The 24,816-nt window shown below is 64.9% G+C and carries 23 protein-coding genes and 1 pseudogene; 12 read left to right on the top strand and 12 right to left on the bottom strand.

The window, feature by feature from the left end; translation table 11 throughout:
* The 3 genes from CV770_RS34205 to CV770_RS34195 all read left to right on the top strand — a co-directional run.
* Nucleotides 1-1,314: caspase family protein (locus CV770_RS34205; protein WP_104465484.1), on the top strand; the 1,314-nt coding region annotated here is incomplete at its 5' end.
* Between the two features lie 82 nt (nt 1,315-1,396).
* Complete coding sequence (locus tag CV770_RS34200) at nt 1,397-3,211, top strand: caspase family protein (protein ID WP_245453938.1); 1,815 nt, start codon at nt 1,397-1,399, stop codon at nt 3,209-3,211.
* Complete coding sequence (locus CV770_RS34195) at nt 3,211-5,079, top strand: caspase family protein (RefSeq protein ID WP_245453937.1); 1,869 nt, start codon at nt 3,211-3,213, stop codon at nt 5,077-5,079. Before CV770_RS34200 ends, CV770_RS34195 begins: the two co-directional genes overlap by 1 nt.
* A gap of 123 nt (nt 5,080-5,202) precedes the next feature.
* Here CV770_RS34195 and CV770_RS34190 read toward each other — a convergent pair whose 3' ends face one another.
* Nucleotides 5,203-6,375: a M20 aminoacylase family protein gene (locus CV770_RS34190; protein WP_018316562.1), complete on the bottom strand. Its 1,173-nt coding sequence runs from the start codon at nt 6,373-6,375 to the stop codon at nt 5,203-5,205.
* A gap of 147 nt (nt 6,376-6,522) precedes the next feature.
* On the opposite strand from CV770_RS34190, the gene CV770_RS34185 reads away from it, so the two are divergent.
* Nucleotides 6,523-7,017, top strand: coding sequence for a hypothetical protein (locus tag CV770_RS34185; protein ID WP_104465481.1), 495 nt, complete (start codon nt 6,523-6,525; stop codon nt 7,015-7,017).
* Nucleotides 7,018-7,077: 60 nt separating this feature from the next.
* Here CV770_RS34185 and purB read toward each other — a convergent pair whose 3' ends face one another.
* Entirely contained in the window at nt 7,078-8,385 is a 1,308-nt protein-coding gene (gene purB / locus CV770_RS34180) for an adenylosuccinate lyase (protein ID WP_018316561.1), read from the bottom strand.
* Between the two features lie 562 nt (nt 8,386-8,947).
* Between purB and CV770_RS34175 the strand changes: the two genes are divergently transcribed.
* Nucleotides 8,948-9,535 carry a TetR/AcrR family transcriptional regulator gene (locus CV770_RS34175; protein WP_104465480.1) on the top strand — a complete coding sequence of 196 codons (588 nt, stop codon included), beginning with the start codon at nt 8,948-8,950 and terminating at the stop codon, nt 9,533-9,535.
* A 454-nt stretch (nt 9,536-9,989) separates the two neighbouring features.
* On the opposite strand, the gene CV770_RS34165 is transcribed toward CV770_RS34175, so the two are convergent.
* Nucleotides 9,990-10,640: a response regulator gene (locus CV770_RS34165; protein WP_104465479.1), complete on the bottom strand. Its 651-nt coding sequence runs from the start codon at nt 10,638-10,640 to the stop codon at nt 9,990-9,992.
* A 7-nt stretch (nt 10,641-10,647) separates the two neighbouring features.
* Nucleotides 10,648-12,018, bottom strand: coding sequence for a sensor histidine kinase (locus tag CV770_RS34160; RefSeq protein ID WP_104465478.1), 1,371 nt, complete (start codon nt 12,016-12,018; stop codon nt 10,648-10,650).
* Nucleotides 12,019-12,216: 198 nt separating this feature from the next.
* Between CV770_RS34160 and CV770_RS34155 the strand changes: the two genes are divergently transcribed.
* The 5 genes from CV770_RS34155 to CV770_RS34135 all read left to right on the top strand — a co-directional run bounded on the left by CV770_RS34155 (nt 12,217) and on the right by CV770_RS34135 (nt 16,613).
* The gene (locus tag CV770_RS34155) at nt 12,217-13,014 is read left to right on the top strand and encodes a MotA/TolQ/ExbB proton channel family protein (protein ID WP_091965918.1); all 798 of its coding nucleotides are present in this window, start codon (nt 12,217-12,219) and stop codon (nt 13,012-13,014) included.
* Nucleotides 13,011-13,697, top strand: a complete 687-nt coding sequence (locus CV770_RS34150; protein WP_091965919.1) for a DUF2135 domain-containing protein — start codon at nt 13,011-13,013, stop codon at nt 13,695-13,697. Before CV770_RS34155 ends, CV770_RS34150 begins: the two co-directional genes overlap by 4 nt.
* Nucleotides 13,690-14,295: a hypothetical protein gene (locus CV770_RS34145; RefSeq protein WP_091965920.1), complete on the top strand. Its 606-nt coding sequence runs from the start codon at nt 13,690-13,692 to the stop codon at nt 14,293-14,295. Before CV770_RS34150 ends, CV770_RS34145 begins: the two co-directional genes overlap by 8 nt.
* A 131-nt stretch (nt 14,296-14,426) precedes the next feature.
* Nucleotides 14,427-15,167, top strand: a complete 741-nt coding sequence (locus CV770_RS34140) for a metallophosphoesterase family protein (protein WP_104465477.1) — start codon at nt 14,427-14,429, stop codon at nt 15,165-15,167.
* Between the two features lie 6 nt (nt 15,168-15,173).
* Nucleotides 15,174-16,613, top strand: a complete 1,440-nt coding sequence (locus CV770_RS34135) for a serine/threonine protein kinase (RefSeq protein ID WP_104465476.1) — start codon at nt 15,174-15,176, stop codon at nt 16,611-16,613.
* Nucleotides 16,614-16,637: 24 nt separating this feature from the next.
* Here CV770_RS34135 and CV770_RS34130 read toward each other — a convergent pair whose 3' ends face one another.
* The 4 genes from CV770_RS34130 to CV770_RS43580 form a co-directional block, all read right to left on the bottom strand.
* Nucleotides 16,638-16,829, bottom strand: coding sequence for a hypothetical protein (locus tag CV770_RS34130; protein ID WP_091965923.1), 192 nt, complete (start codon nt 16,827-16,829; stop codon nt 16,638-16,640).
* A gap of 25 nt (nt 16,830-16,854) precedes the next feature.
* The gene (locus CV770_RS34125) at nt 16,855-17,034 is read right to left on the bottom strand and encodes a hypothetical protein (RefSeq protein ID WP_104465475.1); all 180 of its coding nucleotides are present in this window, start codon (nt 17,032-17,034) and stop codon (nt 16,855-16,857) included.
* Between the two features lie 311 nt (nt 17,035-17,345).
* Nucleotides 17,346-18,047, bottom strand: coding sequence for a ribulose-phosphate 3-epimerase (gene rpe, locus CV770_RS34120; protein WP_104465474.1), 702 nt, complete (start codon nt 18,045-18,047; stop codon nt 17,346-17,348).
* Nucleotides 18,048-18,225: 178 nt separating this feature from the next.
* The gene (locus tag CV770_RS43580) at nt 18,226-18,447 is read right to left on the bottom strand and encodes a hypothetical protein (protein ID WP_245453936.1); all 222 of its coding nucleotides are present in this window, start codon (nt 18,445-18,447) and stop codon (nt 18,226-18,228) included.
* On the opposite strand from CV770_RS43580, the gene CV770_RS34115 reads away from it, so the two are divergent.
* A complete protein-coding gene (locus CV770_RS34115; RefSeq protein ID WP_245453935.1) occupies nt 18,446-19,081 on the top strand; it encodes an EF-hand domain-containing protein in 636 nt (211 codons plus the stop codon). The genes CV770_RS43580 and CV770_RS34115 overlap by 2 nt on opposite strands.
* Here the strand turns inward: CV770_RS34115 and CV770_RS34110 are convergent.
* The 3 genes from CV770_RS34110 to CV770_RS34100 all read right to left on the bottom strand — a co-directional run bounded on the left by CV770_RS34110 (nt 19,058) and on the right by CV770_RS34100 (nt 23,221).
* The gene (locus CV770_RS34110) at nt 19,058-19,255 is read right to left on the bottom strand and encodes a KTSC domain-containing protein (RefSeq protein WP_502693634.1); all 198 of its coding nucleotides are present in this window, start codon (nt 19,253-19,255) and stop codon (nt 19,058-19,060) included. The two genes, CV770_RS34115 and CV770_RS34110, sit on opposite strands and share 24 nt — an antisense overlap.
* Before the next feature lie 104 nt (nt 19,256-19,359).
* On the bottom strand, nt 19,360-20,355 hold the full coding sequence (locus CV770_RS34105) for a P1 family peptidase (RefSeq protein WP_104465472.1): 996 nt from the start codon (nt 20,353-20,355) through the stop codon (nt 19,360-19,362).
* 58 nt (nt 20,356-20,413) lie between these two features.
* Entirely contained in the window at nt 20,414-23,221 is a 2,808-nt protein-coding gene (locus CV770_RS34100) for a PAS domain S-box protein (protein ID WP_104465471.1), read from the bottom strand.
* Nucleotides 23,222-23,467: 246 nt separating this feature from the next.
* Here CV770_RS34100 and CV770_RS34095 point away from each other — a divergent pair, with 246 nt between their 5' ends.
* Nucleotides 23,468-23,854 (top strand): response regulator, encoded by a 387-nt coding sequence (locus CV770_RS34095; RefSeq protein ID WP_104465470.1) that lies wholly within the window; start codon nt 23,468-23,470, stop codon nt 23,852-23,854.
* An 81-nt stretch (nt 23,855-23,935) separates the two neighbouring features.
* Here CV770_RS34095 and CV770_RS34090 read toward each other — a convergent pair.
* A pseudogene (locus CV770_RS34090) lies at nt 23,936-24,816 on the bottom strand (branched-chain amino acid ABC transporter substrate-binding protein); the annotation flags it as partial.

The following is a 24,816-nucleotide window of genomic DNA, read 5'->3' as shown; positions in this document are numbered from 1 at the left end:
AACACGATGATTGCGTTCGCGGCCAAGGCGGGATCGACGGCGTCCGATGGCGATGCGCGAAACAGTCCGTTCGCCGCTGCGCTGGTCGAGCATCTGCCGAAGCCGGGCCTTGATCTGCGCAAGGCCTTCGGGTTCGTGCGCGACGACGTGCTCAAGGCTACCGGCTACAAGCAGGAGCCCTATGTCTATGGCTCGCTCGGCGGCGACGACGTGCCCCTCGTCGTGCGGCCGGCGGCAACCGGTCCGCAGGCCAACCCGCAGGATGCTATTCGCAGGGATTACGAGCTCGCGCTTCAGCTTGCGACGCGCGACGGCTGGGAAGCGTTTCTGGCGGCATATCCGGATGGTTTCTACGCCAACCTCGCCAAGGGTCAGTTGAACAAGATCGCCGCCGAAGAGACGCGCGCGTCGGCTGAGCAAAAGGCCAAGGCGGCGGAGCAGGAAAAGACCAGGCTCATTGCCGAGCGCGCCCAGAAGGCAGAGCAGGAGAAGGCGGCAGCTGCCGCCAAGGCAGCCGAAGAGGCGCGCATCGCGGCCGAGAAGCAAAAGCAGATCGAGCAGGCGAAAGCGGAAGCGGCCGAGCATCAGCGCAAGGTGGCTGAGGCGGCGGCTGCGAAGGCGCTTGCCGAGAAGCAGGCAGTGGAGAAGGCCAAGGCCGAGCTTGCCGCGAAGCAGGCGGCGGAGAGGGCTGAGCAGGCCGCCAAGCCGACGGCCGATCGGCAGATACCCGAAGTCGAGAACCAGAAAGTCGCTACGCTCTCGCCCGCGCCGGCATCCACGTTATCGGCGGCTGATCTGACAAAATCCGTGCAGAGCGAATTGCGCCGCGTCGGTTGCCTGACCTCGTCTGCGGAGAGCGAGTGGAGTTCGGCCGCGCAGCGCTCGCTGACGCTGTTCAACAAATATGCCGGCACCCAGCTCGACGTGAAGCTCGCGAGCGTGAATACGCTCGATGCGCTGAAGGCGAAGCCCGGACGGGTGTGCCCGCTGGTTTGCAATTTCGGCTTCAAGGCCGACGGCGATCAATGCGTCAAGATCACCTGCCGCGCCGGCTATCGCGTCGGCGACGACAATGAATGCGAGAAGATCCAGGAAAAGAAGCCGGTCGCGACGCGCGAGGATGCGAGGAGGCGCGATGCTGATCGGAGGGCGACCGAAGCTGCGCCGTCCAAGCCCGAGGCGAGCGGGCAGATCATTTGCAGCTCGACCGGCTGTCGTCCGGTGCAAAAAGGGTGTCGGCTCGTCAGCGGGGTCATCCCCGGCAGGGTCAGCTCGAACACCGCAACCGGAGGCTCCTACGAGGTGTGCAACTAGCTTCCCTGACTGACCGGTTCAATGCAATGCATCGAGGCCCGCGGGTGATGTGGTGAATATTGTTAGATCCTTTTGCGTATTGATTGTTGCAGCTCTCGTCACTTGCGCGCCCGCGCAGGCCGAGAAACGAGTCGCGCTCGTCATCGGCAACTCCGCCTATAAGAGCGCGCCGAAGCTGGCCAACCCGGCGAGCGACGCCGGCTTGATCGGCGGCATGTTGAGGAAGGCTGGCTTCGATACGGTCGACGTCAGGCAGGACTTGAACGCGTCTGAAATGCGCAAGGCGCTGCGCGAATTCGGCGGGCGCACCAGGGATGCCGATGTCGCGGTCATCTACTATGCGGGCCACGGCATGGAGGTGGACGGCACCAACTATCTGATCCCGACCGACGCCGCGCTCGAGGCCGACACCGACGTCTACGACGAGGCGTTGCCGATCGATCGCGTGCTGGTGAGCATCGAGCCCGCCAAGCAGCTTCGGCTCGTCATCCTCGATGCCTGCCGCGACAATCCGTTCGCCAAGACGATGAAGCGCACGGTGGCCTCGCGCGCGATCGGGCGCGGGCTTGCCAAGGTCGAGCCAACCAGCCCGAACATGATGATCGCGTTCGCGGCCAAGGCGGGGTCGACGGCATCGGATGGCGATTCCCGAAACAGTCCGTTCGCCACGGCGCTCGCAGACCACCTGCCGAAGCCCGGGCTCGACCTGCGCAAGGCGTTTGGCTTCGTGCGCGATGACGTGCTGCGGAGTACCGCGAACAAGCAAGAGCCTTTCGTGTATGGCTCGCTCGGCGGCGATGACGTGCCGCTGGTGCCAGCCAAGCCGGCCGCGACCGGTCCGCAGGCAAATCCGCAGTCTGAACTCAGGCGGGACTATGAACTCGCGCTGCAGCTCGCCACGCGGGACGGTTGGGAGGCGTTTCTGGCGCAATATCCCGACGGGTTTTACGCCAACCTCGCCAAGGGCCAGTTGAACAAGATCGCCGCCGAAGAGACCCGCGCATCGGCCGAGCAAAAGGCCAAGGCGGCCGAGCAGGAGAAGACGCGGCTGATGACCGAGCGCGCCCAGAAGGCCGAGCAGGACAAGGCGGCCGCAGCTGCCAAGGCGGCGGAAGAGGCGCGGATCGCCGCAGAGAAGCAAAAACAGATCGAGCAGGCGAGGGCCGAGGCGGCCGAGCAGCAGCGCAAGATCGCCGAGGCGGCCGCAGCGAAGGCATTGGCCGAGAAGCAGGCCGCGGAGAAAGCCAAGGCCGAGCTTGCCGCGAAGCAGGCGGCGGAGAGGGCTGAGCAGGCCGCAAAGCCGACGGCCGATCGGCAGCTGCCCGAAGTCGAGAACCAGAAAGTCGCTGCGCTCTCGCCCGCGCCGGCATCCACGTTATCGGCGGCTGATCTGACAAAATCCGTGCAGAGTGAGTTGCGCCGCGTCGGCTGCCTGTCCGCCGCCGCAGACGGCGACTGGAGTGCGACGTCGCAGCGCTCGCTGACGCTGTTCAACAAATATGCCGGCACCCAGCTCGACGTGAAGCTCGCCAGCGTGGATGCGCTCGATGCGCTGAAGGCGAAGCCGGGAAGGGTTTGCCCGCTCGTCTGCAATTTCGGCTTCAAGGCCGACGGCGACCAATGCGTCAAGATCACCTGCCGCGCCGGCTATCGCGTCGGCGAGGACAATGAATGCGAGAAGGTCCAGGAAAAGAAGCCGGTCGCGACGCGCGAGGAGTCGCGGAGGCGGGATACGGATCGGAAACAGAGCGAGTCCGCGCCATCGGCGCCGCAGGCCTCGGGACAGATGATCTGCAACAACGCTGGATGCAGGCCGATCGCCAAGGGATGCCGGCTTGGGACCGCCAATCATCCTTCCAATCCCGCGGCTAAGATACCGGCTGAAATATGCAACTGATGATGAAGCACATCTTTCGGGCTTGCTCCATCGCGCTGACGGCCCTCGCTTTTTTTGTTCTTGCGACCTGGCTCGTTTGCGGACCGGCCCTTGCCGAGAAGCGCGTCGCGCTCGTGATCGGCAATTCCGCCTACAAGAACACGCTGCGGCTCACCAATCCCGTGAACGATGCCGCGCTGGTTGGCGACATGTTCAAGAAGGCCGGCTTCGATGCGGTCGACGTCAAAACAGACCTCAATGCCTCCGAGATGCGGCGGATGCTGCGCGAATTTGCCGGGAGGGTTCGCGACGCCGACATGGCGGTGATCTACTACGCCGGCCACGGCATCGAGCTCGACGGCAACAACTACCTCATCCCGACCGACGCGATGCTGGAGACCGACGGCGACGTTCTCGACGAGACGGTTGCGCTCGATCGTGCGCTGTTCGCCGTCGAGCCGGCCAAGCGGCTGCGCCTTGTCATCCTCGACGCCTGCCGCGACAATCCCTTTTCCAAGACAATGAAGCGCATGGTGGCCTCGCGCGCCATCGGGCGCGGGCTTGCCAAGGTGGAGCCGACCAGCCCGAACACGATGATCGCGTTCGCGGCCAAGGCGGGATCGACGGCGTCCGACGGCGATTCCCGCAACAGTCCCTTCGCCACGGCGCTGGTCGAACACCTGCCTAAGCCCGGGCTTGATCTGCGCAAGGCGTTCGGCTTCGTGCGGGACGACGTCTTGAAGAACACCGGCAGCAGGCAAGAGCCCTATGTCTACGGCTCGCTCGGCGGCGACGACGTGCCGCTGGTGCCGGCGAAGCCGGTCGCTGTGGCGGGACCGCAAGCCAATCCGCAAGACAGCGTGCGCAGGGACTACGAGCTTGCGCTTCAGGCAGGCCTGCGTGAGGCATGGGAAGCTTTCCTGCAGACCTATCCGGATGGCTTCTATGCCAACCTCGCCCGCGTGCAGCTGAAGAAGATTGCCGCCGAGGAGGAGCGCACGGCGGCGACCGAGAAGGCCCGGCAGGCCGAGCAGGAGAAGGTGAAGCTCGCCGCCGAACGGGCGCACAAGGCGGAGCTGGAAAAGGCGGCCGCTGCCGCCAAAGCCGCCGAGGACGCGCGGATCGCCGCGGAGAAGCAAAAGCAGATCGAGCAGGCGAAGGCCGATGCGGCCGAACGCGAGCGCAAGATCGCCGAGGCTGCGGCCGCGAAAGCGTTGGCCGAGAAGCAGGCGGCAGAGAAGGTCAAGGCCGAACTCGCTGCTAGGCAAGCCGCCGAGAAAACCGAGCAGGCCGCAAAGTCGGCGGCCGATCGACAGTTGCCCGAGGCAGAGCAGAAAGTTGCTGCCCTCTCGCCTGCACCAGCATCCACCTTATCGGCGGCTGATCTTACAAAATCCGTCCAGAGCGAGTTGCGCCGTGTCGGCTGCCTCACCTCGGCTGTGGAGGGCGAGTGGAATTCGGCCGCGCAACGCTCACTGACGCTCTTCAACAAATATGCCGGCACCCAGTTCGACGTGAAGCTCGCCAGCGTCGATGCGCTCGATGCATTGAAGGCGAGGCCCGGACGGGTCTGCCCGCTGGTGTGCAATTTCGGCTTCAAGGCCGATGGCGATCAATGCGTGAAGATCACTTGCCGCGCCGGCTATCGTCTTGGCGACGACAATGAGTGCGAGAAAGTATCCGAGAAGAAGCCGGTTGCCACGCGTGAGGATACGAGGAAGCGCGACCAAAGCCGAAAGGAAGCGGAAACCGCTGCCCCAAAATCGGAAGCCTCAGGACAGATAATCTGCAGGAGTGGTGTATGTAGGCCGGTCGCGAAAGGATGTCGCATCGTGCGAGATCCTACTCCGGGTGGCGCGGGCATGGGTCAAGCGGAAGTGTGTAATTAGTCATGCATCGCTGAGCCTGTGCAACGTGTCGAACTCCGGCGGTTGCGCGAAGGCTGTTGTCCTGGCTCGCGTTGGGGCCATTGCGAGTAGGTCGGCTCGATCATCCGGCTCTGCGAATGAGATTTACCCCGCCGGCATCCGCGTCTCGACCAGACGCGCCCAGAACGACGCGCCGTGGCCAAGGATGTTGTCGTTGAAGACGTAGGCCGGGTGGTGGCACTCGTTGCCGTCGCCCATGCCGACCAGCACCATCGCGCCGGGACGTGCTTCCAGCATGAACGAGAAATCCTCGGCGCCCATCATCGGGATGAACTTGTCGTTGACGCGATCGGTGCCGACGATGTCGCGGGCGACGTCGGCGGCAAGGCCGGCCTCGCGCGCATGGTTCATCGTCACCGGGTACATCCGGCTGTATTTGGTCTCGGCCGAGCCGCCATAGGCGCGGGCGACGCTCTCGGCGACTTCGCCGATGCGGCGCTCGACGAGATCGCGCACCTCGGGATCGAGCGTGCGCACGGTACCGCCGAGCTCGGCGACCTCGGGGATGATGTTGAAGGCGGTGCCGGAGTGGAATTGCGTGATCGAGATGACGGCTGACTTCAGCGGATCGACGTTGCGCGCCACGATCGATTGCAGCGCGTTGACGATCTGCGAGCCGATCAGCACGCTGTCAACGGATTTGTGCGGACCCGCGCCGGCGTGGCCGCCCTTGCCGTGGACCGTGATCTGGATGTTGTCGGAGGAGGCGAGCATCGCCCCGGGCGTGGTTGCGAAATGGCCTTCGGGCAGGCCCGGCATGTTGTGCATGCCGTAGACCTCCTGGATGTTCCAGCGCGTCATCAACCCGTCCTCGACCATGGCCTTGCCGCCGCCGCCGCCTTCCTCGGCGGGCTGGAAGATCATGATCGCCGTGCCGTCGAAATTGCGCGTCTCGGCGAGATATTTGGCGGCGCCGAGCAGCATCGCGGTGTGGCCGTCATGGCCGCACGCGTGCATCTTGCCGGGGACCTTCGACGCATAAGGCACGCCCGACGTCTCCATGATTGGCAGCGCGTCCATGTCGGCGCGGAGCCCAATGGTCTTGCCGGAGGCGGATTTGCGGCCGCGGATCACCCCGACGACGCCGGTGCGGCCGATACCCGTCACCACCTCGTCGCAGCCGAATTCGCGCAACTTCTCGGCGACGATGCCGGCGGTGCGGTGGACCTCGTAGAGCAGTTCCGGGTTCTCGTGGAAGTCATGGCGCCAGGCGGCCATTTCGTCGGAGAGGGCGGCAACGCGGTTGACGATGGGCATGGGGATCCGTTTCTTCTGTGTTCGCAGGGGCGATGGGCTGGAAGCGTACTCCGCGGCATCGCGGTCCGCAAATGGTCGCCGGGCTTTCGTCGCCTCGCTCCGTGGCTATAAGGTGAGGCAGCGATACGCCGGGGACGAGGGCAGGCCATGAAGTTCGGACGCGACATTCTCGTGCTGGCGGCCTGCTTCTCGATCATGGCGAGCCCGGCCCTCGCCTGCGATGTCGGCCCGGCCACTGCCGTGATTGCGTCGATCAGTCAGAAGATCGAGGCGGGCCAGATCAAGCGGATCGATCTTCTGAAGATCTCCGATCGGCTGCTCGCCAGCATCCCGATCTCGCCGGAGCATTTTTCGAGCTACGCAAGCGAACGCAGGACGCAGGTCCTGACTGCGACCGACGCGACCGAACTGGCGGCAGCCGTCAAGGCGCTGGCGCCCGTACAATTGTCTTACCAGCCCGATTTGCGCTGGCAGCTCGTCTTCCTCGATGATGCCGGCAATAGACTGCACACGATTTTCTTCAGCAAGCGCTACGCACAGGGGCGCGGCCGCGCGGGCTATGTCGACGGCAATATGTGCGGCTTCATCACCGCCACCATCGGCAGCCCCGCGCTCGTGAAATGGCTGCAGAAGCGACTATAGACCGCAATTGCACGAGCCCCGGCAGCCACGAGCGTGGCTCCTGGGCGACGCAAGCGGTGCTCAGCTTTCGCCGAACACGCGCTTGAAGATCGTGTCGACGTGCTTGAGGTGATAGCCGAGGTCGAACTGCTCCTCGATCTCGGCGTCCGAGAGATACTTTTTCACCTCCGTGTCCTTCTTCAGCAACTGAAGGAAATCGCCTTCGCCGCGCCAGACCGGCATCGCGTTGCGCTGCACCAGCTTGTAGGCGTCCTCGCGGCTCGCGCCCTTCTGCGTAAGCGCCAGGAGCACGCGCTGCGAATGGACGAGGCCGCCGAGGCGGTCGAGGTTTTTCTGCATGTTGGCGGGATAGACCAGGAGCTTGTCGATCAGGCCGGCGAGGCGCACCAGCGCGAAGTCGAGCGTCACGGTGGCGTCCGGGCCCATCATACGCTCGGCCGAGGAGTGCGAGATGTCGCGCTCGTGCCAGAGCACGACGTTCTCCAGCGCCGGCGTCACATAGGCGCGCACCATGCGGGAGAGGCCGGTGAGATTCTCCGACAGCACCGGGTTGCGCTTGTGCGGCATCGCGGAGGAGCCCTTTTGTCCTTCCGAGAAGAACTCTTCGGCCTCCAGCACCTCGGTGCGCTGCATGTGGCGGATCTCGACCGCGATGCGCTCGACCGAGGAGGCGATCACGCCCAGCGTCGAGAAATACATCGCGTGGCGATCGCGCGGGATTACCTGGGTCGAGATCGGCTCGGGGACGAGGCCCATGGCTTTCGCAACGTGCTCTTCGACGCGCGGATCGATCTGCGCGAAGGTGCCGACGGCGCCTGATATGGCGCAGGTCGCGACTTCCTTCCGCGCCGCGATCAGGCGCTCCTTGGCGCGCGAGAACTCGGCATAGGCATAAGCGAGCTTGAGGCCGAAGGTCACGGGCTCGGCATGGATGCCGTGGCTGCGGCCGATGGTCGGCGTCATCTTGTGCTCGAAGGCGCGCTTCTTGAGTGCGGCCAGCACCTTGTCGAGGTCGGCGAGCAGCAGGTCGGCGGCGCGGGTGAGCTGGACGTTGAGGCAGGTGTCGAGCACGTCGGAGGAGGTCATGCCCTGGTGGACAAAGCGCGCCTCGGGGCCGACGATCTCGGCGAGGTGAGTGAGGAAGGCGATGACGTCGTGCTTGGTCTCGCGCTCGATCTCGTCGATGCGGGCGACGTCGAAGGTGGCGTCCTTGGCCTTGGCCCAGACCGTTTTGGCGGCCTCTTTGGGGATGGTGCCGAGCTCGGCGAGGGCATCCGCCGCATGCGCCTCGATCTCGAACCAGATCTTGAACCGGGTCTGCGGCTCCCAGATCGAGGCCATTTCCGGGCGGGTATAGCGGGGGATCATCTGACGGCTCCAGGAAGGTGGGCGGGCGGCCCCAAGGGGCGGCGCCGGCCAAAATGCTTTTTACGCCGTGATTTAACAGAGCAGGCACGGCGAAACAAACGGTCTGGGCCCCGGGAGAGGGGGATCGCCGAGCTATCCACCAAACCGGTTAGTAGGGGTGGCGACCCCAGCTGCAAATATTAACTGTCAATCACGGATCATTGACTGACAGATATTGAAATCTGTCAGCGGGACGTGTATATCCGTTGTCGGACGCTCCGATTGGGTGTCCCGCGGTCACCTCCAGGGGGAGCCCGACATCCGAAATAGTTCTCGGATCGAAGGTCGCCATCGAAGGGCGAGGGCCGTGGACGAATGGAGATAAAAGAAAATGACAACCGAAATCATCAACTTCACCGGCGCGATTGGGCATTGGCTCAATTTGCTGGTGGCGCGCCAGATCGCGGCGCAGGCTGCAAAACTGCCTCATTAAGGCGAGAGCTTTCCGAAACGGCCGGCATGGGCGCTTCGGAAGCAGCTCTATCGCCGGGTAACTGAGCCCAAACGGGAACATGGTGCTGGCATGAATGAAGCCGTTGTCTTGACGCCGGAGCGGATCCTCGAAGTGACCGAGGACGTCTTGCGGCGTTACGGACTTGCCAAGGCCACCGTGGTCGACGTTGCCCGCGCGCTCGATGTGAGCCACGGCAGCGTCTATCGTCATTTCCCGAGCAAGGCCTCGCTGCGCGAGGCCGTGGCCAAACGCTGGTTGGACCGCATCGACGCGCCGCTCCGCCAGATCGCGGCGGAGGAGGGCCCGGCGCCGGCGCGGCTCGACCGCTGGCTGCGGACGCTGTTCGCCGCCAAGCGTTCGCGCGTGCTCGACGACCCCGAGATGTTCGAGACCTATCTGACGCTGGCGCGCGAGGCCTGCGCGGCCGTCAAATGTCACAAGGACACCATGATCGACCAGATCTCGGCGATCCTGACTGACGGCGTGAAGCAGGGCGCATTCGCCATCGGCGACGTCAAGACCACCGCGCGCGCGATCTTCGATGCCACCGTCCGCTTCCACCATCCGGCGCACGCCGACGAGTGGAAGGATGCCGATCTCTCCGCGCGCGTCGATGCGACGCTCGCGCTGCTGCTGCGCGGCCTGAAGGCGGCCTGAGGCCGCGGGACCCATTCAATCCGCGCTGCGGCCGATCAACCTCTCGCCTTGTGAAGAAGGGCGCCGTCGCGAAGCGAGGGCGAGGAAGCCGAATGTCTCCGCGCGTGGAAGGCAGGATCGGACGATGGAACGACCGGCGGACTATCCGGGTATGCATTGACCGCGATTTCGACGGCGTCCTTTGACCGCTTGCGAAGTCGGTAGAAGGTTAGCTCCTGGTCGAGCATTGGACAGCGGAAGTGGACGACGGCTGTGTCCGGCAGGCGGCAAAGTTCGTCGATGAGCTCGCCTACTGTGATGATCGGGGGATGGTCGACTGCCTTGTGATGACCCTTACTCATGACCGTGTGACTCCTTCACTGCGATACTAACCGGAGCCGGATGGTGTCCGTTCCAATCTCGTTCAGCAGATTGAGAAACTTCAAGGGACCAGGGCAGTGCGGCAGCTTTGCTGCTAGATCCGCGTCAATCCGCAACTCGCTGCCAGCCGCACCAGCTGCGCGTCCGTGCGCGCGCCGGTCTTGGTCTTGATCAGATAGTGGTAGTTCTGCACTGTCTTCACACTGAGATTGAGATGCGTCGCGATCTGCTCGGTGGTGGCGCCGCCGGCGAACTGGCGCAGGATCTCGATCTCGCGCTCGCCCAGCTGATCCAGCGCTGAGCCCGCCGATAGACTGTCCTCGGCGAGGATATGCGCGATATCGTCGCTCATGGCCCGCTCGCCGCGCGCGACGGCGCGGATCGCGGTGACGACGGCGGACGGTTCGCTGCTCTTGGTGACGAAGCCGCTGGCGCCGGCGCCGAAGGCGGCTTTCACCAGCACGGCCTCGTTGTGCATGGTGAAGACGAGGATCCGCGCCCGCGGACTGCGCGCGCGGATGTTGCGGATCGCCTCGAGCCCGCTCGCGCCGGGCATCGAGATGTCGAGCAAGACGACATCGGGATCATGCGCCTTGAACGCGCTGTAGGCGTCCGCGGCGTTGTCGGCCTCCGCCACGACATGCAGATCGCCCTGGCTTTCCAGCACGCGCCGGTAGCCTTGGCGGACGATCGGGTGGTCGTCGACGAGCAGCACGGAGATGCCTGTTGCTGCAACCTCGCTCATTTCGCCCTCACGCGGCGAGCGGGATGGTGGCGGCGACGCTGAGGCCGCCGCGGGCAGGCAGGATCGAGAGCGATCCGCCGGCCGCCGTGACGCGCTCGCGGATGCCGGTCAGGCCGAAGCCGGCCGATTGCGCGACGCGCTCCGCATCGCCGCCGCCGTCGTCCTCGACGCGGATCAGCAGCGCGTCCTCCTCGCCGGCCCGGCGTTCGATGCGCAAAGAGATCTCGCGCGCCGCACCGTGACGCAGCGCGTTGGTCAGGCATTCCTGCGCCACGCGATAGGCCGTGGTGGCGGCCGGACCGCTGATGTCAGTAAGGTCACCCCTGAGGTCGAGCTGGATCGTCGGCCGCGCCGCGCTCTGTGAGCGCCAGCTGTCGACGAGATTGACGAGGCTTGCCTCGAGCCCGAGCTCCTCGGGCAGGGGATTGCGCAGACGCTTCAGCGCATCGCGGAGCGAGGCCATCAGATGATGGGTGGCCTGCGAGATCATGCGCGCATCCTGCGCGATGCCATTATCCCGATTGTCCTTCGTGCTCGCCGTTTCGATCGTGTTGGCGAAGGCGAGAATGGCGGAAAGATTCTGCCCGAACTCGTCGTGCAGCTCGCGGGCGAGGGCGCGGCGCTCGTCGTCGCGGATCTCGATCAGGCGCCGCGTCAGCGCGGCGCGCTGCTCTGTGGCTTCCTCCAGCCGGCCGCCGAGTTCGTCGACGGCGCCGCCGATCATCGCCAGCTCCATGGAGCGGAAGCGCGGCAGTTTGGTGCGATACTGCCCGCGCGCCATGCGCTGCAGGGCGGTCACGATCGTGCGCGCCGGTGCCAGCGCATGCGCGATCGCCAGCGAAGCCAGCAGCGCGATCGCCGCCGCCATCAATAGCGCGACGTCGATCACGTTGAGGATGTATTCCCAGGCGAGCGAGACGGCGGCCGCGGCATCCGGCGTCGCGACCACGGTGCCGGCGGTCGCGGCGCGGGGACTGACGGGCCGGACCACCTCGGCGTGGCTGCCGAGGAAGGTCGGCACGATCGCGGCGAACCAGCGCGGCGGGCTCTTGCCCAGCCCCTCGCTCTGGCCGCAGAGCGGCTTCTCGAATGCCGCGGCCGGCTGGATCTCGACGCAGACGCCGGGCGAGATTAGCTTCATGGTCTCCAGGGTGCGCCAATCCGGAACGGGCAGGAGATGCTCGCGCGCTCTGCTGCTCCGCAACAAAAGCTCGCGCCAATACAGCGCCTGAAGCGCCTGCGCGACCCGCTGCGCCGAGGCCGCAGTCGACCGGTCGACGCTGCGATAGGCGTCGAATGTGGCCCATATGGTTGCCGCGCCAAGGCACAGGGCCACGATAAGCAGCAGACGGGCGACAAGCTGAAGCACGAGGCGCATGCGATCACCCTCGACGTTTGATAAGCTCAGCCTAACAATGCCGCCGCCCCTTGCCAATTGCGGGGTGTGGCGGGATTGCAGCTCGGGCAAATTTCCCAAGCAGGATTGGGCATGGGTCTTTGGACCTGATACGGCGACTTTGATCTAATCGACTGGAATCTTTGCAGGCCAATCGTTGCGGGCCGGGAGCAGTGCAGCATGAGTTCGATCACGATTGGACCGATCGCGGGAACCGCGACCGACCCATCCGAGCGCAGTGCGCTCCTGTTCTGGATGATCTTCACGGGGCTCTCGATCTTCGCCGTCGTGCTGCTGTGGCGGTTCGGCCTGATCCATCTGATGCTGACCTCGGACCGGACCTACATTTCGAGCGTCATCGCGGTGCTCTATGTCCTGACCTGCGGCCACTGCTTCCTGCGCACGCGGGCGATCGCGCGTGAAGGCGCAGCGGCGCGGCGCTGCCGCGAGGCGCTCGCGGCGCCTGACGGCGGCAAGGTGCTCGATGCGAGCGCGGCGGCGCTGCCGCGCGGGCTGGTGCGCGACCACATCCAGAGCCTGCTGACGAAAGCGGCCGCGCAGGGCTACCGCCCGGTCGACCAGACGTTGCTGCTGCGGACGCTCGCGGACCGGCTGCGCGGCTCCAATGGGTTCGGCGCCTTCGTCTCGGATACGCTGATGAAGCTCGGCCTGCTCGGCACCATCGTCGGCTTCATCATCATGCTGGCCCCGATCGCGGGGCTGGATGCCGCCGACAAGGTCGCGATGCGCTCTTCGATGGGGCTGATGAGCGACGGCATGGCGGTCGCGATGTACACGACGCTCGCCGGCCTCGTCGGCTCGATCCTGGTCCGCATCCAGTATTACATGCTGGATGCCGCGACCCAGCGTGTGTTCTCGGATGCGGTCGTGCTGACCGAGACCTATGTGACGCCCGTGCTGGAGCGCAAGGGGTCTGAAAAGGGGGCTGGAATCAAGGGCGCCGGAATCCCGTCATGATGGATGATTTCGGCCTCTATCCGCGCGAGGAGCCGTTCGATCCGCTGGGCGTGATGCTGTTCAAGGCGCTCCAGGTGATCGCGTTCCTATTCTTTCTTGCGCTGCTCGCGGTCTCTCCTGATGCCAAGGAGGGCAAGATCGATTCCAAGGCTGAGTTCATGATCACGCTGGACTGGCCGGACAGCCACCCCGACGATCTCGACCTGTTCGTGCAGGATCCCGCCGGCAACATCGCCTGGTATCGCCATCGTGAGGCCGGCTTCCTGACCCTCGATCGCGACGACCGCGGCGGGGCCAATGACTTCATTATGGTCGCCGGCAAGAAGATCGCCTCGCCGATCCGCGAGGAGATCGTCACGGTGCGCGGCATCGTCGCCGGCGAATACACCGTCAACGTCTCGCATTTCGTGGCGACGACCAGCGAACCCGTCACGGCCAATGTGAAGGTGCAGAAGCTCAATCCGACCGCGCAGGTGGTCTTCGACAACAAGTTCACGCTCGACCACACCGGCGACGAGAAGACCGCCGTGCGGTTCCGGCTCGATGCCGAGGGTAAGGTCATCGACGTGAGCCAGCGGCCGAAATCGCTGCTGGAGACGTTCCGCAGCAGCTGGCGCAACGGGGCCGATCTCGACCCGAGAACCGGTGTGAGCAGTAACGCCAAGAGGATACGCCGTGACTAATCTGCAAACGGTCATCCTCACGCTGTCGGTTGCCTATGCCGTGATCGGCGCGCTGCTGCTGATCGTGCTGGTCTATGGGCGGCTGCACTGGTCGTTCAAGGCGGTCGCGGTGGTGGTTACCAGCGCGTTCTACATCGTCAGCTTCAGCGAGATGCGTGGGTTGCTCGGTTGGGCCAGCACCGACCGGCTGCCGGCGACCTTCAAGCTGCTGAAGTCCCGCATCGTCGAGCCGCATTCGCTTCAGGGTGATCCCGGCTCGATTTATCTGTGGGTCGAGCAGCTGGACGAGGACAATCGCCCGAGCGGCATCCCGCGCGCCTTCCGCGTGCCCTACGACGACAGGCTCGCCGACAAGACCCATGCCGCGGAGAACGAGATCGCGTTGGGACATCCGCAAGGTGGCCGTGCCGCGGATTTCGGCGGCGGTGATGGCAGCCTCATCGATATGGTCCGCGAATATGTGACGCCGAAGACCATTTTGGAGACCACCGGCGGTGATTCCTCGACCGGCGAATTCCTCGCCCCGCCGGCCGGCGCGCAAGGCGCCGTGTTCACGCCGATACCGCCGCCCCGGATGCCCCCAAAGGACGAGCAATAGGCCCTTCGTCATCGCCGCAGGATCATCACCGCAAGGCTGCGCTGGTAAACGGCGCGGCGCTGGCGCATGGTTTTGACCTCCCTCAATTTGGCCTTACCGGCCTTCAATAAGAATTGGAGGGTGGAGGGTGCGTGCTCCTAGCTGTCTTTTCGGATATCCATGGCAACAGGCAGGCCTTCGAGGCCTGCCTGAAGATTGCCCGTGCGAGGGGCGCGGAGCGGTTCGTCCTGCTCGGCGATTTCGTCGGCTATGGCGCCGATCCGGAATGGGTGGTGGATACCGCGATGGAGCTCGTTGCCCAGGGTGCGATCGCCGTCCGCGGCAATCACGACCAGGCGGTCAATTCCTCGACCGAGACCATGAACGCCGAGGCGCAAATCGCAATCGAATGGACCCGCGGCCGGCTTGATAACGCGCAGCGGCGGTTCCTGACCGAACTGCCGATGCTGGTGGAGGATAGCGATCGTCTCTTCGTGCATTCGGAAGCCTCCAGCCCCCAGCGCTGGCACTATGTCCGCTCGACGGTGGACGCCGCCAAGAGCCTGATTGCAACGCCCGCTCATGTTACGTTTTGCGGCCACATCCATCGTCCCGCGCTCTATTCGATGTCGGTGACGGCCAAGATGACGAGCTTCGTGCCGAAGACCGACGTTCCGGTGCAGCTTCTGCGCGGCCGGCAATGGCTCGCCGTGCTCGGCTCGGTCGGTCAGCCCCGCGACGGCGATCCGTCGGCAGCCTTCGTATTGTTCGACACCGAGACGTGCCAGATCACCTACTGCCGCGCGCCCTATGATATCGGGACCGCGGCGGACAGGATTCGCGACAACGGCCTGCCGCACTGGCTCGCCGATCGGCTCTCGCAGGGGCGCTAGAGGCCGATGCCGAAGCCCCTGGTCAAATCCGGCGCGGTGATCGATGGTTACACCATCGGTGAATGCGTTCATGCCGGCGGCATGGCGACGCTGTGGACGGTCACCCATCCCGGCATCGACGTGCCCTTGCTGATGAAGATTCCGCGAGTGTCGGAGGGCGAGGACCCCGCCGCGATCGTCTCCTTCGAGATGGAGATGATGATCCTGCCGCGGCTGGCGGGTCCGCACGTCCCGGCCTGTTTCGGCACCGGCGATTTCGCGCACCAGGCCTATGTCGTGATCGAGCGCATCAGCGGCACCACGCTCTACAAGCGGCTGCCCGACCTGCCGTTGCCTTACGACGAGGCGCGGCAGCTCGTCGCCAAGATCGCAACCGCGCTTGCCGATCTCCACCGCCAGAACGTGATCCATCACGACATCAAGCCGAGCAGCATCATGTTCCGCGATAGCGGCGAGGCGGTCCTGATCGACTACGGCCTGTCGCATCACAACCACCTGCCGGATCTTCTGCAGGAGGAATTCCGCCTGCCTTACGGCACCGCGCCCTACATGGCACCCGAGCGGCTGTCAGGGGTGCGCGACGATCCGCGGAGCGACCTGTTTTCGCTCGGCGTGCTGCTCTATTTCTTCACCACTGGCGAGCGGCCGTTCGGCGAGGGCGAGACGCTGCGCGCGATGCGGCGCCGGTTGTGGCGCGATCCGCACCCGCCGCGAAGCTTGCGCGCCGACTATCCGCTCTGGCTTCAAGAGGTGGTGCTGCGGTGTCTCGAGATCGAGCCGGTGTGGCGCTATCCGACGGCGTCGCAGCTTGCCTTCGATCTCGCCCATCCAGACCAGGTCAAGCTCACCGCGCGCTCGGAGCGGGTGAGACACGACCCCATCGGCGTCGCTTGGCGGCGCCGCTTCAACCAGGGCGTCATGGCGCCGCGCGCGAAATCGGATGTTGCCGCCCAGATCGCATCGAGCCCCATCCTCGCCGTCGCGCTCGACACCGTGGAAGGCACGCCGGAGCTGAACGAGGCGCTGCGCGTGACCACCGAGCGCATCCTTGCCACCTTGCCGTCAGCACGGCTTGCCTGCGTCAACGTGCTCAAGCTGAACCGGATCGCGATCGACCGGACGCTGGACGAGCAGGGGTCCAACAAGCATATCGACCGCCTGGTGGCGCTCAGGCATTGGGCGACGCCGCTCAAGCTGGATGAGAGCCGGCTGTCGGCTCATGTGCTGGAGGCGGTCGATCCCGCCGCCGCGATCCTCGAGTTCGCCGAGGTCAACCAAGTCGACCACGTCATCATCGGCGCGCGGCAAGGTTCGTTCAGGCGCACGCTGCTCGGCAGCGTCTCGGCCAAGGTAGCTTCGGAAGCGGCCTGCACCGTCACCGTGGTACGGCCGCCGCGGATGGCTGGGGAAGCCGGCGAGCCCAATGCCGGCGAAGTGCCAGGATAGACCGCCTGCCGATTTGAGGGTGGATCAGGCCGCGTGGGCGGAGTGAATGGTGCGCTTGCGGCGGATCGGCCAGGAGAATTGCGGGCCGGGCTCGCCGTGATCCGGACTGCCGCCGAAATATTGGATGATCTCGCGGCAGGGCTCGCAATTGAACAGGTTACGCGACGCGGATGCCTTGGTCATTTCCTTGAGGCAGTTCGGGCAGTGCGGTTTCATGGGAGGTGGTCCGGAAAAGAGTGTCTCAGTGTCGGCGCTGCGACGGAAACGAATGATCGAGGTCCGAATTGTCGTGCCCGGCATCGTCGCCGAGTGCGCCATCGGCACGCTCGAGGCGGCCGAAGAAATAGTCGAGGCCCGGATGCGGGCGGCGCGGGATCCGGCACCTGCGCTTCGGCTGGCGCTTCACGAGTGCGATCTGCATGGCGCTCAGCCCCGACGGCGAAGGTGGATGATGCGGGCGGAAGCCGCGGCCTTCACTGGTCGTGCGACAAAGAGGCTGCGAGTTGCAATCGCCGCGTTGAATCCGAACCACAACGCTACGCCAGTCCAAACCAGGGTCGTCGTCATGATGTGCTCCCGTCAAAAGCAGGCAGGAGTCACTTGCGGTGATTTGCGCGAATCAGTGAAGTCCGGATGAGTACGGATCAAGAGTGCAATTTTAGGCAATACGCGTCGCAACACCCGTAAAAGCCGCGGGATTTTCCGCCGTCCGCCTGCGTCGTTTGATCCAGCTCAAATCGCTTCGCCGCGAGCTCCCAGCGCGGCATTGCGGATCGCGGCGATGTTGGTCTTGTAGGCTTCCTGCGTGCCGCCCCTGAACACGGATGTGCCGGCGACGAAGGCGTTGGCGCCGGCCGCGGCGAGCGCGCCCGCAACTTCGGGGCCGACGCCGCCATCAACCTCGATGTCGATCGGGCGTCCGGCCGTCATCGCGCGGATGTCGCGGATCTTGCCGATCGCGGAAGGGATGAAGGCCTGGCCGCCGAAGCCGGGATTGACCGACATCACCAGCACGAGGTCGACGAGGTCGAGGACATATTCGAGCGTGCTGATCGGTGTGCCGGGATTGAGCGAGACGCCGGCCTTCTTGCCGAGCGCGCGGATCGCCTGGAGCGAGCGGTGCAAATGCGGACCGGCCTCCGCATGCACGGTGATCTGGTCGCAGCCGGCTTTCGCAAAGGCCTCGAGATAGGGGTCACAGGGCGAGATCATCAGGTGCGCGTCGAACACCTTCTTCGTGTGCGGGCGCATCGCCTTGATGACGTCGGGGCCGTAGGAGATGTTGGGAACGAAGTGACCGTCCATCACGTCGAGATGGATCCAGTCCGCGCCGGCGGCGTCGACGCTGCGCACCTCCTCGCCGAGCCTGGAGAAGTCCGAGGCCAGGATCGAGGGCGCGATTGCCAGGGGGCGGGGGGCGAAGGCTTGGGTCATGGCGCGGTTTCCCGTGGCGGCCGAAAGAAGATTGGGCCTCGCCTAACATGGGCCTCCGTGGCGGGCAATGCAGGGCAGGCGTGCTTCCTGTGGGCGGAAATTTCTGCCGCGACCGGCATGATTTGCCGGTGTTCCCGGGCCGTCGAAGGTGCGGTGGCGGCGGATTTCATTGAACTTTTTACGCTGGCACGACGCTTGCTGACGTTACCCGAAGAACATTGGCGGCGGCATGCCGCATCGGTTGGAGTTGTGCAATGTTGTTAGCCCTTGGCGCCGTATCCAGCGCGCTCGACGCGATCCAGTCGCTGACGAACTCCAGGTCGTCCTCGTCGACGCAGAAGGCCGGATCTTCGCAGGGCGCAACCAACCCGTTCGCAATCGACAGCAGCACGGGCAGCATGACGACCTCATTGGTCGGCTCAGCCAATCCACCACAGATCGCGCCGGCGACCATGAACGCGCTGCTCGCCGCACAGAGCCAGTCGACCGACGGCGCGAGCACTTCGGCGAGCTCGACCTCGACGAGTTCGTCGTCCTCGATGTCGAAGGGCCGGGAGACTGCGCTCAAGGATCTGTTCTCGCAGATCGATGCGGACGGCGACGGCAGCATTACAAAGTCCGAGTTCGAGGACGCGCTGGGCGCCGGCGGCACCAACCTCGCGCAGGCCGACGATGTCTTCTCGAAGCTGGATGCGAACGCCGACGGCAACGTCAGCCTTGACGAGATGTCGAAGGCGCTGAAGAGCGGCCACGGGCACCATCACGCGCAAGGCGCCGGCGGCGCGGGCGATGGATCGGATTCCTCGTCGAAGTCCGGCGGCGGATCGACCTCGACCACGACGACCGCTGCCGACGGCTCGACCACGACGACCGTCACCTATGCCGACGGCTTCAAGATGTCGACGACGGTGCCGGGCGCCTCCAGCCCCCGCAACTCGGCTTACGATCTGTTCGCGCAGTTGATGCAGCAGCAAGGCGGGCAGGGGCAAGGCTCTTCGGCGGCTGCCGGCTCATCGATGTCGATGAGCGTGTGAACGGCATCCGAGGTCAGCCGACATATTCGTGCGTGATGTCACGATAGGCGTACCGGTCGCGAATCTCGTGGTTGAAGAACGCGCCCCCTTTGAGCGCGTTTCCCTGAACAGGGCGGCGACCTCGGGCGGAACATCCTCGTAGACATAGAGGCGTCCGCTGACGAAAGTCACCATCAGCTCGCGCGTCTCCGGCGCATAACGGAAGAAGCGGATCACGGAAGGCGGCATGGCGGTACACCTTGGCCCGCCAGGATAACGCCTTATCCGCCGTTTCGTTTCTAGCCGAACCGGTCCATCCAGGTCGGCAGCGCTCCCGGGAACGGTAGCGCGGCTGCGCTATAGACGCCGCGGGCGATTGCGCGCGCGACCACGTTGGCTGCGACGGTGCCGAGTTCGGTGAGGCCGACCAGCGGATCGATCGGCTTCTCACCGGTGGCGGCCGCAAACAGCACGTCGCCGTCGGTCGGTGCATGCACCGGATAGATCGCGCGGGCAAAGCCGGTGTGTGCGATCATCGCGAGCCGCTTGGCCTGGGGCTTGGTCAGCACCGCGTCGGTGACGACGGCGCCAATGGTGGTGTTTTCGCGCGCGTTCGCGGCAGGGCCGCCCTTGATGCGCATGCGGAGCATGTCGTCTGTGAATTTGTCCGGCAGGCCGCGTCCGCCGAACTCGCCGTTCGCCTCGAACGGCGCCGCCCAGAACCAAGGTCCGTTGCCGACGGTGACGCTTCCCACCGCGTTGACGGCGACGATCGCGGCGACCTTGACGCCATCAGGCGTCACCGCCGAGGCCGAGCCGAGCCCACCCTTGAACGTTGCAGTGGTGGCACCGAGGCCGGCGCCGACGCTGCCGATCGCGAAGTCGGCGCCGGCGGCGGCCGCCGCGGCGTAGCCGAGGTCGCGATAGGGCGAGAACCGTCCCCAGGCCTTGTCGCCCCCATTGAGCAGATCGAACAGGATCGCGCCGGGCACGATCGGGATCAGCGCTTCCCGAACTCGGTGGCCGCGGCCCTGCTCGGCGAGCCAGGCCTGCACCCCGCCGCCGGTATCGAGGCCAAACGCGGAACCGCCTGACAGTGCGATCGCGTCGACGCGCTCGACGGTGTTGGCGAGATCGAGCAGAGCGTCCTCGCGCGTGCCGGGACCGCCGCCGCGGACGTCGATCGCCGCGACAGCCGGCTGGTCGAAGATGATCGCGGTCGTGCCGGAGGCAACTTTGGCATCCTCGGCATGGCCGACGCGGACGCCGGCAATATCGGTGAGCAGATTTTTCAAGACGGCCTCATCGTTGAGTGCAGTTCGCAATCTGCGATAGCGCAGAGAGCACGCAGGCTCAACTGGCGAGTGCCGTCCTGAGCATCTTGGCAAGCTCGGACTTGCGGTAGGGCTTTGCCAGCAGCAGCACGCCGGAATCGAGCCGGCCGTGGTGGACGATGGCGTTCTCGGTGTAGCCCGAGGTGAAGAGCGTCTTCAGGTCGGGGCGGCGGCGGGCGGCTTCATCGGCAAGCTGGCGACCGTTCATGTTGCCCGGCATGATGATGTCGGTGAAGAGCAGGTCGATGGTCTTGTCGTTGTCGATGATGGTCAGGGCCTCCGCGCCGTTGGCGGCCTCGAGCGCGGTGTAGCCGAGGCTCTTGACCTGGGTCACCACATATTGCCGAACCAGCGCATCGTCCTCGACGATCAGGATCTTCTCGTCGCCGCCGGTGATGGGCGCGTTCTGGAGCACTTCGATCTCGGTCTCCTGCACGCCGCTCGAGCGCGGCAAGTAGATCTTTACGCTCGTGCCGTGGCCTTCCTCGCTGTAGATCTTGACGTGGCCGCCGGACTGCTTGACGAAGCCGAACACCATGCTGAGCCCGAGCCCGGTGCCCTTGCCAACCTCCTTGGTGGTGAAGAAGGGGTCGAACACCCGGTCGATCAACTCCGGCGGAATTCCGGAGCCGGTGTCGCTGACCGCGATCATCACGTAACTGCCGGCGACCATGTCGGCATTCATGCTGGCATAGCCGTCGTCGAGGAAGACGTTGCGGGTCTCCAGCACCAGGGTGCCGCCATCGGGCATCGCGTCACGTGCGTTCAGCGCGAGATTGAGGATCGCCGTGGAAAGCTGGCCGGGGTCGACCAGAGCCGGCCATGCATCCTCGGTGAGCTGCGGCATGATGGTGATCTGCTCGCCCAGGGTGGGGTGCAACAGCTTGGCGGCTTCGAGCGCCAGCGCATTGACGTCGATCTCGCGAGGCTGGAGCGGCTGCTTGCGGGCGAAGGCAAGCAGGTGCTTGGTCAGCTGCGCGCCGCGCTCGGCGGCGTCGTCGATCAGCTTGGTGATCGCAGCCAGCTCGGGCCGGTCGGCAACCGCGTCCGACAAGATGCCGATCGTGCCGGTGATGACGGTCAGCACGTTGTTGAAGTCGTGAGCGACGCCGCCGGTCAACTGACCGATGGAATCCATTTTCTGGACCTGCCGGAACTGGGCTTCGGCGGCTTGCTTCTCCGTGAGATCCCGGCCGATGAAGAAGTGACGCTTCACCGGCTCGGACCAGGTGCCCATCCAGTTCAGCGTGACCTCGTGACCGTCGTAGTGATAGTAGCGCGCCTCGAAGCTGCGCTTGACCGCGCCGCGCCGCGCCGCGCGCATCTCCTCCCGGGTTCTATCGAGGTCGTCGGGGTGAATGAACTCGGTGGCGCTGTGCCCGATCAGATCTTCCGGGCTGAAGCCGAGGATGTCCTTCACGCTCGGGCTGACCTGGATGAAATTGCCGAAACCGTCGGTGACCAGGATCAGGTCCTGCGAAGTCTCGAAGATGCGCTGGCGCTCCTCGATCTCGCGGCGAAGCTTTTCCCTGGATTGCTTCTCCTCGGTGATGTCGTGGGCGATCTTGGAGGCGCCGATGATCTCGCCGCTCTCCGCCCGAAGTGGCGAGACGTTGAGGACGACGTCGAGCGCGCGACCATCCTTCCTGAGACGGACCGTCTCGTGCTGGGCAATCGACTCGTTGCTGCTGATGCGATTGAGAATGCTCCTGACTTCCGGCTTGCGGTCCTCCGGCACGATGATGTCGATCGGCTTGCCGACGGCCTCTGCGGCGGAATAGCCGAACAGATGCTCGGCGGCACGGTTCCAGCCGGTGATGGCGCCGTTGAGCGACTGGGTGATGATGGCGTCGTTGGAGGATTCGACGACGGCGCCATACAGCGCGAGGCGCTTGCCATAGAAGTCGCGATCCGATGCCGATTGCTCGCGCAGTCTGCCGACGAGACCCACCGTCCGGGCCTGAAGGCGAACGTTCTCGATCAGCAACACCGCCAGCACGAAGCTCGACGCGCAGAGGCCATAGAGACGGCCGGCGTAGAAACCGAGATCGAAGCGCACGACGTTGACGATCGCAGACAGCGCGATGTCGAACAGCCATGCGCACATCACGACCATGAGCCATATGTCGATCACCGAATGCGGTCGCCTGAACCACAGCGAAACGAGCGCGGCGAAGCTCAGTGACCAAACAAAGGACACGACCCCGATCATGGTCGGTGTGTATCGGCTGTCGCGGAGCAGGACCGGCAACAGATCGTGTTGGGCGGTGACGATCCAGGTGAAGGCAGCCATGGTCACGACGACGCCGAGCACGATGGCGGAGATCACGTTGCTTGTCGTGCCCCGGACCCTGGGGCCGCCGTCCTTTTCCTTCAGCCAGGCATAGCCCAGCACGAACAGCGGGAAGGCGCCGTGCCAGACCATGTAGAGCCAGACCGTGGTCTGACTGCCGGCGCCAAACAGCCCGGTCGGCGCGAACAGGCCGGGGAAGGTGAGGGTATGGACCAGCGCTGCCGCGGCGGTGAACAGGTAGCCGGTCGACAGCCACAACAGGGCGCGGGTCCGCAGCACCGAAAACTGCGACAGCAGCAGCACTGCCGTGATGATGTCGCTCACTGCCAGAGCGGATTGGTAGCTCGCCACGAAGGCCGGGACCGGAGGCAGCTGGATACCTGCGAACGGCACGGCCAAGGCGAACAGGATCGAAGAGACGCCGACGATCCACATTGCCGCGGTCCGGTCGGCCGATGCAGCCGGCAGCGTTGAAAGAAATGTGCTTCGGTCGATCGCAGGCACGTTCATCTCATGCAGACCCGTTTTGAGCATCTCCGCAGTTCCAAGATACGGCAGTCTTGATCTCCACGGCCCCCACGGTAGCCCGTTCCGGGCGCGTGTCGTGAACTGTTGCAGTGACGACTCAACCGAAGGTTACAGCTTACTTAATTTTGGTGGGAGCGCGGAATAGGGATGGGGTAAGATGCGCTTTACTGGGCGGTGTCATAATGCCCTGCCGCCGCGGCGGGTTCCAGGTTTGAATCATACGATTTGGATCAATCTGTGGGGGTTGTTCCCATGCCTCGTATTCTCATCATCGACGACCAGAAGGATGTGCGCGCGATGGTCGCGATCGTGCTTCGGGTCAACCGTTACGAGGTTGCCGAGGCCGACAGCGGTGCGGCCGGGCTGAAAACCTTCGCGGAAGGCTCTTTTGACGCGGCGATTGTCGATATTTTCCTTGGCGACGTCAGTGGTGTCGACGTCATTGCGACCCTGCGCGAGCAGGCGCCGGGGCTTCCCGTCGTTGCGGTGTCCGGAATGACGGCGCTGGATTTCATGGAGCAGGCGTCCCACCTGGCCAACGTGGTCTGCCTGCAGAAACCGTTTCGGCCGAACGATCTCCTGCAAGCGCTTCGGAAAGCCCAGGCCGCGGCCAGCGGCGAGCTGCCTGCAGCCGTCTGAACCCGCTGCGAAAAGAAACGCCCCGGGCAAGCCGGGGCGTGGTGACGACCGTATGGCGGCCCGAGGGCGCGTCAAGCGGGCTTAGGTGCCGTTGCCCTTGATCTCGGCATAGTTGCCCTTGGCGTCCCATTTGTAGACGACGTAGTCGATCTGCTTGATGTCGCCCTTGGCGTCATACTCGACCGGACCGATCACGGTGTCCCACTTGCCGGCCTTCATCGCCTCCATGACCTTCTTGGCGTCGGTGGTGCCGGCCTTCTTGGCCGCCTGCGACCACACCTGCATCGCCGCGTAGGTGTAGAGCGTGTAGCCCTCCGGGTCGATATTCTTGGCCTTGAAAGCCTCGACGATCTTCTTCGCGGTCGGCTTGTTGCGCGGATCGGGGCCGAAGGTGAACAGTGTGCCTTCGCCGGCCGGGCCGGTGATGGAGGCGTACTCCTTGTCGGCGAGCGCGTCGCCGGCCATCAGCACGGTCTTGAGGCCCTGGTCGCGCATCTGACGCAGGATCAGGCCGCTCTCCTGATGGTACCCGCCGACATAGACGAGGTCGATGTTGTCGCGCTTCAAGCGCGAGACGATCGCGTTGAAGTCCTTGTCGCCCTTGTTGTAGGACTCGTACATCTTCTCGGTGACGCCGGCCTTGTTGAGCGCCTTCTTGGTCTAGTCGGCAAGACCCTTGCCATAGGTGGTCTTGTCGTTGAGGATCGCGATGTTCTTGCCCTTGAAGTTCTTGGCGATGTACTGTGCCGCGATCAGGCCCTGCTGATCGTCACGGCCGCAGACGCGCGCCACGTTCCAGAGCTTGCGCTCCGTGAACAGCGGGTTGGTCGAGGCCGGCGTGATCTGCAGCACGTTGCCGTCGGCATAGGCTTCCGAAGCCGGGATCGACGACGACGAGCAATAGTGCCCGGCCACGAATGGGATTTTCGCGCCGGCGATCTTTTCGGCGATCGAGCGCGCCT

Origin of the sequence: Bradyrhizobium sp. AC87j1, assembly GCF_002936975.1 — a bacterium.
GTDB classification, from domain to species: domain Bacteria; phylum Pseudomonadota; class Alphaproteobacteria; order Rhizobiales; family Xanthobacteraceae; genus Bradyrhizobium; species Bradyrhizobium shewense.
Note: the sequence above shows the minus strand (reverse complement) of the source record. Positions and strands in the feature narration are given on the sequence as shown.

What these genes read in the sequence shown, in the direction of transcription:
- CV770_RS34195 (WP_245453937.1), top strand. Translation starts at nt 3,211, where the DNA reads ATGATGAAGCACATCTTTCGGGCTTGCTCCATCGCGCTGACGGCCCTC.
- CV770_RS34190 (WP_018316562.1), bottom strand. Translation starts at nt 6,375, where the DNA reads ATGCCCATCGTCAACCGCGTTGCCGCCCTCTCCGACGAAATGGCCGCC.
- CV770_RS34185 (WP_104465481.1), top strand. Translation starts at nt 6,523, where the DNA reads ATGAAGTTCGGACGCGACATTCTCGTGCTGGCGGCCTGCTTCTCGATC.
- purB (WP_018316561.1), bottom strand. Translation starts at nt 8,385, where the DNA reads ATGATCCCCCGCTATACCCGCCCGGAAATGGCCTCGATCTGGGAGCCG.
- CV770_RS34175 (WP_104465480.1), top strand. Translation starts at nt 8,948, where the DNA reads ATGAATGAAGCCGTTGTCTTGACGCCGGAGCGGATCCTCGAAGTGACC.
- CV770_RS34165 (WP_104465479.1), bottom strand. Translation starts at nt 10,640, where the DNA reads ATGAGCGAGGTTGCAGCAACAGGCATCTCCGTGCTGCTCGTCGACGAC.
- CV770_RS34160 (WP_104465478.1), bottom strand. Translation starts at nt 12,018, where the DNA reads ATGCGCCTCGTGCTTCAGCTTGTCGCCCGTCTGCTGCTTATCGTGGCC.
- CV770_RS34155 (WP_091965918.1), top strand. Translation starts at nt 12,217, where the DNA reads ATGAGTTCGATCACGATTGGACCGATCGCGGGAACCGCGACCGACCCA.
- CV770_RS34150 (WP_091965919.1), top strand. Translation starts at nt 13,011, where the DNA reads ATGATGGATGATTTCGGCCTCTATCCGCGCGAGGAGCCGTTCGATCCG.
- CV770_RS34135 (WP_104465476.1), top strand. Translation starts at nt 15,174, where the DNA reads ATGCCGAAGCCCCTGGTCAAATCCGGCGCGGTGATCGATGGTTACACC.
- CV770_RS34130 (WP_091965923.1), bottom strand. Translation starts at nt 16,829, where the DNA reads ATGAAACCGCACTGCCCGAACTGCCTCAAGGAAATGACCAAGGCATCC.
- CV770_RS34125 (WP_104465475.1), bottom strand. Translation starts at nt 17,034, where the DNA reads ATGCAGATCGCACTCGTGAAGCGCCAGCCGAAGCGCAGGTGCCGGATC.
- rpe (WP_104465474.1), bottom strand. Translation starts at nt 18,047, where the DNA reads ATGACCCAAGCCTTCGCCCCCCGCCCCCTGGCAATCGCGCCCTCGATC.
- CV770_RS34115 (WP_245453935.1), top strand. Translation starts at nt 18,446, where the DNA reads ATGACGACCTCATTGGTCGGCTCAGCCAATCCACCACAGATCGCGCCG.
- CV770_RS43580 (WP_245453936.1), bottom strand. Translation starts at nt 18,447, where the DNA reads ATGCTGCCCGTGCTGCTGTCGATTGCGAACGGGTTGGTTGCGCCCTGC.
- CV770_RS34110 (WP_502693634.1), bottom strand. Translation starts at nt 19,255, where the DNA reads ATGGTGACTTTCGTCAGCGGACGCCTCTATGTCTACGAGGATGTTCCG.
- CV770_RS34100 (WP_104465471.1), bottom strand. Translation starts at nt 23,221, where the DNA reads ATGCTCAAAACGGGTCTGCATGAGATGAACGTGCCTGCGATCGACCGA.
- CV770_RS34095 (WP_104465470.1), top strand. Translation starts at nt 23,468, where the DNA reads ATGCCTCGTATTCTCATCATCGACGACCAGAAGGATGTGCGCGCGATG.